This window comes from Paenibacillus sp. FW101-FHT12H11, from assembly GCF_058790355.1.
In genome coordinates this window covers 467,077-480,566 of the sequence record NZ_JBYTCO010000001.1, presented here as the reverse complement: position 1 = coordinate 480,566, position 13,490 = coordinate 467,077, and the positions used below count along the sequence as shown (strand labels likewise).

Below are 13,490 nucleotides of genomic sequence, written 5' to 3'. Positions count from 1 at the left end.
CGTTATTTGCTAATAAGTTTATTGATAACAGCAGATATTTCAAGGATTAAGGCGACTTTTCCATCCCCCAGAATAGTGGCTCCGGAAATGCAATCGACTTTGCCAATATACGAACCTAATGATTTGATGACCACCTCTTGGTTACCCAAAAGATCGTCCACAGCAAGCGCGATACGTTTCTCGGCAGTCCCGACGATGACTAATTGCGTATGATTCCTGTTATTAGGTTTCTTCTCGATTCGAAATTGATCATGCAGCCATACGATGGGTATGATTTGATTTCTTAACACAATGACAGCCTCGCCTCGCATAGACTGGATCTCTTGTGAGGTTACTCTGACGATTTCGGCGATATTGCTCATCGGGATGATGAAGGTTTGTTCATTCAATTTTACAAGTAACCCTGTAATAATGGCTAAGGTGAGCGGAAGGCGGATTTTGAATTGCGTGCCTTTCCCTATCTCCGTATGGATATCAATAAGTCCATTTAATTTTTCGATATGGCTCTTTACGATATCCATGCCTACTCCGCGTCCAGAGACGTCGCTTACACAAGAAGCCGTTGAGAAACCAGAATGGAAAATAAGGTGGATAGCTTCTTTCTCCGAATACGTTCCAGCGTCTGCTTCTGCGAGAAGTCCTTTCTGGATAGCTGATTTTAAAATTTTGGACGCGTCAATTCCTGAGCCATCGTCTTCCACATAAATAATAACTTGGTTATCTTCATGAGCCGCGCGAATTTTAATCGTGCCTTTCGGACTCTTTCCCTTCGCGATGCGATCCCCGGCGGATTCAATTCCATGGTCAAGCGCATTGCGAATAAGATGAATTAACGGATCCGCAATCTCTTCAATCAAGGTACGATCCAGTTCCGTATCTTTGCCCTCAATGACCAGTTCCACTTCTTTATCTAGTGTAAGAGCAAGGTCGCGTACCATTCTCGGAAACCGATTAAATAATTGTTCAATTGGCAGCATTCTTGCCTTCATGACACTGCCCTGCAATTCACTAATCACTCGCGACAAATGATCCGATATCTGGCCGAGCTCTTCCATAGATTCGCTGAACGACTCACTCTGCCGGAGTAAGTTTCGTTCCACTTGACTAATCCGAGTCTGGTCAATAACTAATTCTCCTACAAGATTCATTAAATCTTCCAAACGTTCCACGCTCACTCTGATCGTCTGGTTTTTATTGCCGCGTGTTTCGTTGCTCACTTGTGGTGACAATTCAGCTGTAATAACAGGATCAGGAACGGTATCTTCTTCGGATGAAGATTTATTTGGAATTAAATCAACCTCAACTCCTACAACCTCTATCATTGAAGCAACATAGTTTTTAATTTCATCCGTTGTTTTGTTGCCGACGAACACATAGCTGATCTCTAAAGACTCGTCCTTACCCTCCTCGATCGTGTCGGGGGATGGGTCCGTGAATAACACCTCGCCCCAATCATTTAAGTTATTAAACACAACATGGGCTCGTGCACCTTTAATCATGCTATCCTTGGATATGGTGACACGCACCCAGCTTACAAGAGCTCCCTCTTCCTGTGCCTCCCCAATTTTAGTTTCCATATAAAGGCTTAATGGATGCTTCGACTTCTTCGTGTCCGGTACCGCGTGTTCGTTGGATTTCTCCGATGCAAAGGCTTGGAGCTCAGCCAGCAAAGGCAAAATATCAGACATTGTCTGATCGGTGCTTTCAATTTCTTTTTTCAGTTCTTTGAGTAAATCCAAAGATTTAAACAACAGATTAATAAGACTTACTGATACTTCTATCCGATCATGACGTACAAGATCCAAGAGATGCTCCATCTCATGAGTCAGTTCTTTCATCGATTCGAACCCCATCGCCGCTGAAGATCCTTTTAGAGTATGAGCAGCTCGGAAAAGGTTCTGTATTACAAGATCCGTTCTTCCGTCTTTCTCCAGTTTCAATATACATTCATCGATAAGCTCTAACTGTTCTTCCAATTCTTCTAGAAAAACTTGTTTGTATTCTGATAAAGACATGGATGTCAACTCCTAATCAATTAGAAAGCAGAACTTCTTCGAGCTTTAAAATACCAACCAATCCATGGCTTGTTATCCCAATTCCCGCGAAATAATTGCCGCTAATGCCCCCAACGCGATCCGGTGGCGGTTGAATGTCAGAGAGATTCGTTACTTTATTAACCCGGTCCACAATAATGCCAACCGTTTCCTCAGCATGGTTAACGACTACAATCCGGGTGAACTTCGTATACTCTTCTTCCATCAAGCCAAACAAATTTCTTAATGAGATGACCGGAATAATCTTGCCGCGAAGATTGATGACTCCTTTTAAATAAGCCATAGCATTTGGAATTTGTGTAATGTCTTGCATTTTGATGATTTCGTGGATTGCTTGGATTCGAATTGCATAGGTTTCATTGCCAATGCCTAATTCAACATATTGCTCTTGTTCAGTTGTCTGCATGTGAGCTGCTCCTTTCTAATTTTGGTTTTACTAAAGTTCCAATTCCTTTACCCTTCAGTTTCTATGGACATATGAGGTATTCCTACAAATTTCGACATTTCCATTTGCCCCATGCGTGGCGCTTATGAAGTTTGGTTATACCGGACGTAAAAAGACCGCCATCCGGCGGTCTTCTGCATGTCGAGGACAAGGCTCCCCGTATTCACTTCCTCGAAATTAACTTCCGATAACCCGCATAACCACTGGGTTTTCAAGAAGCGTGAAGATCGGATTTCTCTTACCCTCAAATGTTCTTCCTAAGTTTACTCACACCCACCCGTCTCGCTCCTCCCTTTTTGGGCGTCTCGCTTCCGTCATGTTGCTCTCATCTAGACTATGAACGTTTAGAGGTTACAGTAGATTGAAGCTACACTCAGACTTAATCATAGTCTACCACCGGATCTACCTTTTCGGTACCCGTGATGTCGAGGATCGCCTGGAATAGATTAGGAGGACATTCAGCGATCCGATGGCATAAATACAGATACCATTCATGGCCATACGTTAAATAAATGCGAACAGGATAACCAGCCTTCTTCAATTGGCTGCTCAAATCCGGCCGAATCCCATATAGCAACTCGAACTCAACACCCGGCTTATAGATCCATCCCCGTTTGATGACCTCATCTACAATAGACTCATCATGGGTAGCAATGGACACGTGATGTCCTATGCCGATAGCCTGCTCCACAAGCTGCAAGTATCGCTCGTTCAAGGCGGTAGAACGTGAAATCGCAAGCTGTTCAGGCTCCTGGTATGCCCCTTTTACGATCCGAATCCGGCTAGGGATGGGCTGTAAACCCTTCAAGTCCTGAGTCGTTCGGTTCAATTGCGCCTGCAGCGTAATACCGATGTTCGCGTATATGTCCAACGCTCTTTTATAAATTGAAAGTATCGCGTCGGTCTTGGCCGATTCTTCCATGCTAATAAACAACTCAATGCCTAGTTTCTTGGCTTGCTCTGCAAGTTCTGTCAGTTGCTTATATGCCAGTTCACCGTCTAGCGATAAACCGATGTGTGAAAGATCAAAAGAAACGCGAGCCGGTTTTCTACACTCTGCCAACGCTTGCATGAGCTGCGATAGTTCCAATGCCGCCCCATCGCAGGCTTGTACTTCTGTCGTATTTTCACCAATAAAATCAAGTGAGATGGCGTACCCTTTATCAGCCAGCCGTCGCGCAACTTCAAGACCATCCTGCCGGTCCACCCCCGTCACATATCTTGCTGCCGCACGCTGCAATAACTCGTAGATGACCGGTGTCTGTTCCACATACATCTTCAAATCGGATCGGCGGGCAATGGATTTCATCGCCTCTGCAAACTTTTTTTCCAAATTTATCGTTGTCACCATCATGTGTTCCCTCCTCTTGTCTGATAAATCTAATGTACAATATAGACATGAGCAGGGGATTGTAAAAAGTTGCTCTTAATCATAAGGATATGGCATAAGTTTGAGGTGTTGCCCCAACGATTTTGGCAAAGGCTTTCGCGAAATGACTCTGATCATAGAAGCCGGTGTCGATAGCAATTTCGGCAATGGGCCGCCGATTTTTTAATTCCTTCTTGGCATGATTGATGCGTAATAGATTTTGATACGCATGAGGAGGTAAATGCGTGCTTTTCTTAAACATGCGAATGAGATGATATCGACTAATACCTGATTCCTGTTCTAGCATTTCGAGTGTAATTCGATCTGTATAATGCGCATGGATATACTCCTTGATCCGTTTGACGTACTTCGGTCCCAGCTTGCCACAAGGTTCATGGTTAAGATCAGATGTAGGTTTATTCACGAGATTGTGCACCAATTCGACTAACGCGGTTTCGATTTCAAGCGGTGAGTCGTTCCGGGTCAATGCCTCCATCATAAGATTAAGCAGCTTGCTGCAAGCTACATTCTTCTCATTTTCGAGTAAGAACGGAATATCAAGGAGGTTGGTATCGGGAAGCTCAAGATGAGCGAACCATTCAGGTTTAATGAAAAGCATTTTGTACTTCCATTTAGCATGTTGCGCAGGCTGACAAGCGTGAAGAATGAGCGGTGGAAAGCTGATCATTCTACCTACCTCTACACGGCACAAGAAGCCATCACACCATGCCTGTGTTTCACCTTCATCGATTAAACCAATGGAGTACTCCTCGTGAAAATGCTTTTGATACGCCAGGTCGCTCTTCTGGCATCGCTTCGCTTCCAAAAAAGGTAGCGCTTCGTCACGATAAAAGGTCACATCATCCATTTACAATCCTCCAAATTAGAATAAGACCTCCGAAATCTATCAGAATTGCCCCATCGTCTATTATTGAAGTGCAGCAACGACTTCATCCGTTGTCCGGACTTTGCCGATCTTAGGGAAGATGGAGTTCACGACATAATCGTGCTCTTCTTTCTCCATAGCTGTCATCGCTTCTTCGACAAATACTTGATTGTATCCATGCTGAAAAGCTTCTCTCGCGGTTGTGTCTACTCCGATAGAGGTGGAGATTCCACACAGTACGATGTTGTTGATCCCGCGACGGCGTAACTGCAAATCGAGGTCCGTTCCGTAGAAAGCTCCCCACTGGCGTTTAGTCACCACGTGGGCATCCTGGAAGCTTGCCAATTCGGGTATCAGGCTGTCCCAGCCTTCAGGCAGCTGATAGACATTGGGGCTGGCATCGGTGTGTGGATGCAGCCTATCTTTACCATCCAGGCTCGAAACTCTGACAAGCACGACGAAAGCACCTTTTTCCGTAAAAGCCTCAACCAACTTGGTGACTTTTCCGATGACTTGCTCAGCCGAGTTCGGAGCTAAGCGAAGCGCCTGATTGGCGATTCCTTTCTGCAGATCAATAACTACTAGTGCGGTTATCTTCACGTCCAATTCAAGAACTGTTTTTACATTTGTCATAGGGTCCTCTCCCATCTAATTGATTTGTGTATAAGACAGACTTATTTATGTTAAGTTTCTTATACACCTTAAAGTACACCCACACAGCGTTGAACAGTAGCACCGCGCTCATGATGAAAAATAGCCAGGGGATGCCTAAACTTGCCGCGATCTGTCCACCAAACACAGAGCCACCAAATGCGCCTAAATACTGAGCTGAAACGTTTAGCCCGAACACTCGGCCGGTAAGGGCTTCGGGAGTGATTTTCTTGACAAGGGCATTCATAGAGGGGAATAACCCTGCTGCGGCAAACCCCAGCAAAAAGCGCAGGGCTGTCAGCTGCCAATGATTGCTTACAAAGGCTTGTGGAACATATAAAATACCCGCCGCAATCATGGCGGCCAGGATGACCTTATGAGGCCCTATGCGATCAGATAGCCTCCCGAGCCGTGGGGCAGCTAAGATACTTGCAAGTCCCGAAGCGGAAAAAGCTAAGCCGGAGATCAGCGCAATGTGGCTGGTATTCCGGGACAGTTGCGTGACATAGACGGTAATGATCGGCTCAATAGCATACATGGCTATCGTCATAACCAAAAAACTAATGAACAGAGTTATCGTCAAGCCCTTTTCAGGTACACTGGCCCAGACTGCTTTTATTCGAAGCACTTTTTTATTCTTGCGCTGAAATGTCTCCTTAACGAGCAGGGCTGTCATGATAAAAGCAACCAGCATCAGTCCACCGGTGACAAAAAAAGAAGCCTGCAGACCAAACTTTTCGGCTATAAAACCCCCGATCATCGGCCCGATAAGCGAGCCTGAAGTGCTGGCGGTGGAAAGAGCTCCTAGTGCCCAGCCGGAATGTTCCTTATCTGTCTGTGTTGCAATCAGCGTCGTACAAGTCGTGGTATAGCCTGTAATGACCCCTTGCAGCAGCCGAAGCCCAATCAAAACATAGATATTGTGGGCAAAGCCCATACAGCCGATTACGATGGCCATGCCTAGGCTGGCCCGGAGCAGCATCGGCTTGCGTCCAATTTTGTCCGCAGCGCTCCCCCATAAAGGAGAAAAAATGGCGGATACAACAAAGGTGATTCCAAATGCGATTCCTGTTAGCACAGCGGCCGATCCGGAGTCTTGAACGCCTAGATGCTTGATAAAAAGCGGTAGGATGGGCGCGATCTGACTCATCCCGATGCCTGTAACAAATACCCCGAACCAGCAAGCGAATAAATTTCTTTTCCAGAGGGGCATGACAAACAAGCCTCCCTTCTGCATCGATACCAAAGTTTGTATTGTGCCCCACCACCTTGATTCACAATAACAGCCTCATCTTAACAGCCGGGACGCTTGTATACCATGCAGGATGTTAATCTCCATGGACATTTTTGCTGTAAAATTCCGAGGGACTGAGCCCTTCCCTTTTCTTGAATACGCGGCTGAAATAAAATTCGTCGGCGTAGCCAAGAGCACCGGCAACCTCCTTAATTTTATTGTTTCCTTCGAGCAGCAGCTCTTTGGCTTTATCCATCTTAATCTTATTGAAGAACTCGATAATGGAGTAGCCGGTTATTTCTTTAAAAGATCTAGACAAATAAGTCGGTGACCATTGCACAAGGTCAGACAATTGCGACAGGGTGATTTTATCGCGTATATGGTGATACATATATTCGATGATTTTCTCTACCTTCAAGGCGGTAGAGAAAGGGTGATTGTCATTTTTCAGGTTGTCTGAAATAGCCGTCAGCAATTGCTGAAGGATAGTTTTGGACCTGAATTCATAACCTGACAATTTTGCATCCCAGACCTCTGTCAGCTTTTTAAATCCTTCCTCAACTTGATAAGCATTGTTCAGCTTCTGCGCAGGCTGGAACGGGAGCACTTTCGGCTCCTCTTTAAGCAGCCAATGTCCTTCATTTATATTCACGGCGGCGTAACTGAAATGGACGGTAAAGCAACTGACGGAATTGTAAGTTCTCTCGAACGTTTGAGGCACGTCAGAGGGGATATACAGCAGCATGCCGTCCTGCAGCTCAAAGGTTTTTTTCGCGATTGTAAACCTGCCTCTGGCTCTGGCGAAATACATCAGCTCGTGATGCTGCAGCGTTCTGCTGAATTTAACAAGGTGATTATCTAATTGGAAGGAATTACAATAATGAATATGGAAGAAGAGATCTTTTAAATTCATGAGCGTCTCCAACGGATATACTGTCTTAAATCAAAATTGTAAGCTTACGTATCATTCTGAATATTCATTAATTGTGTTGAAGCAAAAAAAGTCCTTTTCAATAGATAGGAGAGGTAGACCTTCCTATCTATTGTAAAGGATAACCGTATGGATAAACCTACTCTATCTCTGGACTATTCTAGACTTCTAGACACGAAACCTCGCTTGAAAAATAAGGTCTCTTCAAACGGTAGAAAATCAGGCGAGGAATCCATTGTTTTCTTCATAGACCCTCGCCTTGTATCAAAAATTTGCTTCATTTGTGATACGGTTCACCGCGTTGTAACAAAGGTAATGTGATGCAATCACACTGTTAGTCCGTCCGCATTAATAATCGTTAAAACAATGAGTAACAGAAGAAACACAACAGGTTGCATCGTTTTGCCAACTGAATCCTTGACCCTTAAGTGCACGAGGAGTGCACCTATCATCGAAACTCCAAGCCAAATAGCGCCCCAAGAGATCACATCCATATCCCAATAGCCCCAAACAAGCACTCCCGCTCCGACCAACTGAAAGGCTCCTGTGAAAACGCGAAACCATTGGGGAATCCTCAGATTGTTAAATATATCAACCCAATACTTGACGCCAGCCATCTTAGCAGAACCCGAAAAGACATAGTACAAAATCAATAAGCTCTGAAGCACGATTGAAAATACAGTCATTTGAATTACCTCCCTTTATTTGCCACTGAACAAATGGTAAGTTATAACTTAACTTCTGTCAAGTTATAACTTACCGCATGTAAAATTACAACTTGACGCCTTTTCAGTAACGGCTTAAAATAGGTTTATTAGAATGGATATGGAGGTTCAACTGTATGGGAGTAGTGCGTAATGCGGAACGCACCCAAAAGAGTATTCTCGACGCTGCACAAAAAGAGTTTTTCGACAAGGGATTTAAAGGGGCGAGGATCGAGTCAATCGCAGAAATTGCTGGGGTAAAGAAGCAGTTAATCTATCATTACTTCAAGGGAAAAGCAGAATTGCTTGAAGCCGTTTTAGCTAACTCAGCAACTAGCGAACCAGAGTGGGTCTCGCAAATTCCTGATAACCCGGTTAATATTGCCGAACATCGATACAGGGTCAACAGCCAGGTGAGACCAGACTTTATTAGGTTCGCCGCTTGGGAAGCGCTCGAATCTTGGGCAGAGCCAACATCTTGGAATAAAGGAGGGGAACTTGCCCTTCAATCCTACATGGAGTACTGGAAGGTTCAAAAGGAAAAAGGGCTTGTACCGCCGGAGATCGAGCCTGAACTTTTGACGCTGGCATTAACAGCCTTAACTATTTATCCCATTGTTTTCAGCAATATCACCAAGTTCCTTACCGGATGTGACTCGACCGATCATGATTTTCAAACTAAGTGGTCAACCTTTCTAACCCAAGTAAGCGAGTGCCTCTTAAACAAGCAGCAAGACCGTACGAGTTAATATATATTTATTAGAAAAACTCTCTTGTCCCTTTCGGGCTCACTTTCACGATACGGTAGGATTCATTTTCATTACGGCCTGCAGATTTTGCTTCATCGCGCAAAGCGCGACTTTTCACTGGGCTTCAGCCACCAGATTTCGCTGACGTCTGCCTGCTAGCTACGGGCGACTTGGTCCTTACCCCGACTGAACTTGCATTAGTAAGTTGTTCCTAGCTTGGCTAGGCGCGCACTGCCTGTTAGTTTAGTCCAAAGGTTATAATAACAAAATAAGAAACCGGAACCCCTTCGGGTCCTGGTCCTCATCCTATCCAACCTCACTCAACTTCCCATCCCGAAAATACACAACCCGCTTAGCCTGCTGAGCAATCGCCAGATCATGCGTAATCAAGATTATCGTCCTGCCCTGCTCATTTAGCCTCTTAAAAATCTCCAAAATCTCTACACCTGTCTTCGAATCCAGCGCTCCCGTCGGCTCATCCGCCAGAATAATCGCCGGATCACCTGCCAAAGTCCGAGCTATCGCAACGCGCTGCTGCTGACCGCCTGACAGCTCCGAAGGCAAATGCTTCCTGCGATCCACCAAGTCAACCGCTTCCAAGGCCTGCATGACAACAGGCTCCCTCTCACGCTTACTCAATCCCCGATAAATTAGCGGCAGCTCCACGTTTTCATACGCATTCAACCGTGTCAACAAGTTAAAGTTCTGGAAGACGAAGCCGATCTTCGGGTTCCTTATTTCAGCTAACTGTGCATCTTTGAGCCGATTAATGGCCTTTCCATCCAGCACATAGTCCCCAAGATCCGCAGCATCCAAGCAGCCCAAAATGTTCATCAGCGTCGATTTCCCCGAACCCGACGGTCCCATGATTGCCACGAACTCGCCGTGATCGATCTCTAACGAAACATCATCCAACGCTCGAATCGTTTCCCCGCCCATCACATAGCTCTTACTCACGTGCTCAATCTGGATTAAGGCCATGCACTTCCCCTCCATTATCTGAAGCCACCAAATAAATGAGGAATGCGACTCCTCCGACTGATCGACCTTACCGCTTCGCCTTATAAAACTCATGATACAGCTTCATCAGCGCGCGTTTCTCAATCCGCGATACATAACTGCGGCTAATGCCCAACTCCTTCGCTATCTCCCGTTGCGTCCGCTCTTCCCCGCCAAGCTCCAACCCGAACCGCCCGACGACGACTTCCTTCTCGTGGTCGTCCAAAATCTCTAAGTTCCGATATATTTTACTTTTCTCTATCTTCAATTGAACCTTATCCACGACATCGTCCGCTTCCGTACCGAGGATGTCGATCAAAGTGATTTCATTCCCCTCTTTGTCCGTTCCGATGGGATCATGCAAGGACACGTCCTTGCGTGTTTTCTTCAACGAGCGAAGGTGCATAAGTATTTCATTCTCGATACAGCGAGCCGCAAAAGTCGCAAGCTTTGTCCCTTTGTTCGGGGAGAACGACTCAATGGCTTTGATCAAGCCGATCGTTCCGATCGAAATCAAATCCTCCAGATCTTCACCCGTATTGTCGAATTTTTTGAGGTTGTGGACACGAAGCTATGTTAAATAGTGTATTATCTCCTAGCCTGATTCTTCCATAAAAATGAGGAACTACAGTTGGCGACATAAGGCGTCAGGGCCTGTAACCGCACTCGTTGTAGCTAATTTTTGGATTTTTAAGTAAGCGCACGACAAAAGAAAACCTTGAAAGGCACGAGGCCAATCAAGGTTTTATATATTTCAATTCCCTTAGTAAACAACCAATTCTCCATTGCTTGGATATTCACCATTCCAACCACATGGAAAATATCCATTCTCGTAAACCACGAGTAAATCCATGAAAAATACAGATAGCTTTTTTCAATCAGAATAATCGGATTGATTTTATGAAATACAGAACCAAATAGTTGGATACAATGAACACATCAACATAAAAAAGAGTGGTAACATTATGCTGGCTAGGTCTTAGTAGCTCATATCTAAGAATTGCTCGAATAACCAGCCATCATACATTTGAGTCCTACTTCATTATTATTAGATTCTCATAAAGTAAACAATCGATATGTTTTACTACTATATTCCTTTCTTCATAACTAAATCGGTTAGAAGGCTACCCATTAGTTGAGTAGCCAACCTCGCACACCACAGTCCGTACCGTTCGGTGCAGTTTCTTAGTTTACGCTTACCCTATTTCAAGCTACTGGGTCCTCCTCCATCAACTTCTTCATACTAGGATGAAATCCTGCAGTAGCGCAACGAGGCTGTTACAGTTATTTCATTTCATATAACGATATTCCAGTAGATTTTTCAAATTTGTGATTCTCTGCAGCAGCTTCTCTCCGACATTGGTTTCCCTCACCAACTTCCGCTCCAGTTCTTTATCCATTAGCCTTTTTACAGACAATACATCCGTTCCTTTACATAACACATCTTCTTTTGAATTAAATTTCTGATGGGCAACGAGCTGCATGCCAAAGGAATTATACAACAAAGTATATCCGGCGATGCCCGTTGTGGATTGATAAGCTTTGGAAAAACCGCCATCAATGACAATCATTTTTCCGTTTGCTTTAATTGGGTTCTCTCCACGAATTTCTTTAACTGGCGTGTGGCCGTTAATGATATGTCCTTGATCCGGATTCATATCAAACTCCAGCAGGATTTTCCGGCAGATCTCCTCATTTTCACGCAAATGGTAATACGGATTTTTTCTCTCCTTATAGGTTTCTTTATCTTGGATAAAGTACCGTTCAAAAGTCGTCATTTCTCTCTTTCCAAAGAGTGAAGAACATTTCCCTGTCCAGATGTACCATACCATATCCGTAGCCAAGTCATCCGTCTCTTCCGGATGCGCGAAGGCGTAACGTAAATAATATTCAAAGACATCAAGCAGCTTACGGCCTGAATATGTTTTCTCCTCAATCAGCATTTCTTCCATGTTTCCTTCTTCATCCAAAGGAATACAGCCGTGAAATAACAAATTCCCATTGTATCTTAGATAAAGGCTGCCCTGTTTCATAAATAAATTCATATGTCTGGCCAGCTTCTCGGAATGCTGAATAGAGAACAGCAGTTTTTCCATCACCTGTTGTTCCTCTTCCAATAATTTTGCAGGCTGCTGCGGATTTACGGTTGCGAAACAGGTATTTTCCAATGGGTAAGTTTTACCGCCGATTTTGATTTCATTTTTGTCGTAATCGATTTGCTCAAGCAAAAGTCTTTCAGACATATTAAAATATGGACGTCTCTTGATAATAGGGATTTCAAGCTTAAACTGGATCATTGTAATGGCTTGATGTATTTTGGTAATCTGCAGGATTTCCTCCTCCGAGCCGGTATAGTCTGTCTGTAGCTTCGGTCTAAAGGCAGGATTGTCATCGTAGTATTTCTCCGCTAAGTTCAGCAGTGGGCGAAGATTGATTCCATATACGTCTTCAATGATGTCCAAATTGTCGTATCTTGCGCAAATTCGGATAATATTTGCAAGGCAGACCTGAGAGCCCGCATAGGCTCCTATCCACAGGACATCATGGTTCCCCCACTGGATATCTACTGAATGGTAGTTGATCAGCGTGTCCATAATTTTATGCGGGTCCGGCCCTCGGTCATAGATGTCTCCGACCACATGAAGATGGTCAACCACAACCTGCTGGGTCGTATAAGCAAGGCCGATAATGAGCATGTCCGCCTGACCCAAGGAAATAATTTGCCGATAAATTTCCTCATAATAAGGGTCCTTATTGTTGGTCAAATCCGTCTTGTATAGAAGTTCTTCTACAATATATACAAATTGCTCCGGCAGAGCTTTACGCAATTTTGAGCGCGTATATTTAGAAGAGGCGTAAGAAATGAGCCTAAGCATTTGTTCAATCGTTTGTCTGTACCATCGGTTCAAGGCTTTTTTATTGCACAGGTCTCCTTTAACCATCTGTATTTTTTCTTCTGGATAATAAACTAACGCTGTAAAATCATTTATTTCACGATCCGTCCAAATCTCACTGAACAAGTCTTTGATTTTCTCTTTTACGGTACCCGAACCGTTTCTGAGTACATGCTGAAAAGCATGGAACTCCCCATGCAAATCACTGACAAAATGCTCAGTTCCCTTGGGAAGATTGGAGATTACTTCAAGATTGATGATTTCTGTTACAACTTTTTCTTCCGTATCATATTTCTGTGCCAATAAATCTAGAAACTGCTCATCCAAAACAGATGTCCCCCTTCAAGGAAAGATAGTGGTGTATAAGAGCTTTTTTTAATGGAGCTATCCGTTTTCAATATTCAATTTGAGTACTTCTTCCATTCACTTAATGAACTAAACTTATTATTAAATGACTAAGTTTTTATAGAGTAGATGCTGAATTAGTTCGCAGCATGAAACGTCTTAGACAATCTACATCACTCTGAATAAACAGGGAGTACGTCCCTAAATCTCGATATTGAGATTTAGGGAT

General features: G+C 44.2%; 11 protein-coding genes and 1 pseudogene. 1 reads left to right on the top strand and 11 read right to left on the bottom strand.

Going from position 1 to position 13,490, the window contains the following annotated elements; all coding sequences use genetic code 11:
• Nucleotides 1-2 precede the first annotated feature (2 nt).
• The 8 genes from AC3WTJ_RS02225 to AC3WTJ_RS02190 all read right to left on the bottom strand — a co-directional run bounded on the left by AC3WTJ_RS02225 (nt 3) and on the right by AC3WTJ_RS02190 (nt 8,256).
• Nucleotides 3-2,015 carry a chemotaxis protein CheA gene (locus tag AC3WTJ_RS02225; RefSeq protein WP_492520367.1) on the bottom strand — a complete coding sequence of 671 codons (2,013 nt, stop codon included), beginning with the start codon at nt 2,013-2,015 and terminating at the stop codon, nt 3-5.
• Between the two features lie 16 nt (nt 2,016-2,031).
• Nucleotides 2,032-2,460: a chemotaxis protein CheW gene (locus tag AC3WTJ_RS02220; RefSeq protein ID WP_492520366.1), complete on the bottom strand. Its 429-nt coding sequence runs from the start codon at nt 2,458-2,460 to the stop codon at nt 2,032-2,034.
• Between the two features lie 418 nt (nt 2,461-2,878).
• Complete coding sequence (locus tag AC3WTJ_RS02215; RefSeq protein ID WP_492520954.1) at nt 2,879-3,850, bottom strand: proline dehydrogenase family protein; 972 nt, start codon at nt 3,848-3,850, stop codon at nt 2,879-2,881.
• Between the two features lie 79 nt (nt 3,851-3,929).
• A complete protein-coding gene (locus AC3WTJ_RS02210; protein WP_492520365.1) occupies nt 3,930-4,736 on the bottom strand; it encodes a helix-turn-helix domain-containing protein in 807 nt (268 codons plus the stop codon).
• A gap of 60 nt (nt 4,737-4,796) precedes the next feature.
• Nucleotides 4,797-5,387, bottom strand: coding sequence for a hydrolase (locus AC3WTJ_RS02205; protein WP_492520364.1), 591 nt, complete (start codon nt 5,385-5,387; stop codon nt 4,797-4,799).
• The gene (locus tag AC3WTJ_RS02200; RefSeq protein ID WP_492520363.1) at nt 5,362-6,618 is read right to left on the bottom strand and encodes a multidrug efflux MFS transporter; all 1,257 of its coding nucleotides are present in this window, start codon (nt 6,616-6,618) and stop codon (nt 5,362-5,364) included. Before AC3WTJ_RS02200 ends, AC3WTJ_RS02205 begins: the two co-directional genes overlap by 26 nt.
• Nucleotides 6,619-6,733: 115 nt before the next feature.
• Entirely contained in the window at nt 6,734-7,552 is an 819-nt protein-coding gene (locus AC3WTJ_RS02195; RefSeq protein WP_492520362.1) for a helix-turn-helix domain-containing protein, read from the bottom strand.
• Between the two features lie 344 nt (nt 7,553-7,896).
• Complete coding sequence (locus AC3WTJ_RS02190; RefSeq protein ID WP_492520361.1) at nt 7,897-8,256, bottom strand: DoxX family protein; 360 nt, start codon at nt 8,254-8,256, stop codon at nt 7,897-7,899.
• A gap of 155 nt (nt 8,257-8,411) precedes the next feature.
• On the opposite strand from AC3WTJ_RS02190, the gene AC3WTJ_RS02185 reads away from it, so the two are divergent.
• A complete protein-coding gene (locus AC3WTJ_RS02185) occupies nt 8,412-9,023 on the top strand; it encodes a TetR/AcrR family transcriptional regulator (RefSeq protein WP_492520360.1) in 612 nt (203 codons plus the stop codon).
• A gap of 306 nt (nt 9,024-9,329) precedes the next feature.
• Here AC3WTJ_RS02185 and AC3WTJ_RS02180 read toward each other — a convergent pair whose 3' ends face one another.
• The 3 genes and pseudogenes from AC3WTJ_RS02180 to AC3WTJ_RS02170 all read right to left on the bottom strand — a co-directional run bounded on the left by AC3WTJ_RS02180 (nt 9,330) and on the right by AC3WTJ_RS02170 (nt 13,243).
• Nucleotides 9,330-10,004, bottom strand: a complete 675-nt coding sequence (locus tag AC3WTJ_RS02180) for an ABC transporter ATP-binding protein (RefSeq protein ID WP_492520359.1) — start codon at nt 10,002-10,004, stop codon at nt 9,330-9,332.
• Nucleotides 10,005-10,071: 67 nt separating this feature from the next.
• Nucleotides 10,072-10,593, bottom strand: a pseudogene (gene sigK, locus AC3WTJ_RS02175) (RNA polymerase sporulation sigma factor SigK); the annotation flags it as partial.
• 718 nt (nt 10,594-11,311) lie between these two features.
• A complete protein-coding gene (locus AC3WTJ_RS02170; RefSeq protein ID WP_492520358.1) occupies nt 11,312-13,243 on the bottom strand; it encodes a fructose-1,6-bisphosphatase in 1,932 nt (643 codons plus the stop codon).
• Nucleotides 13,244-13,490: the final 247 nt, after the last annotated feature.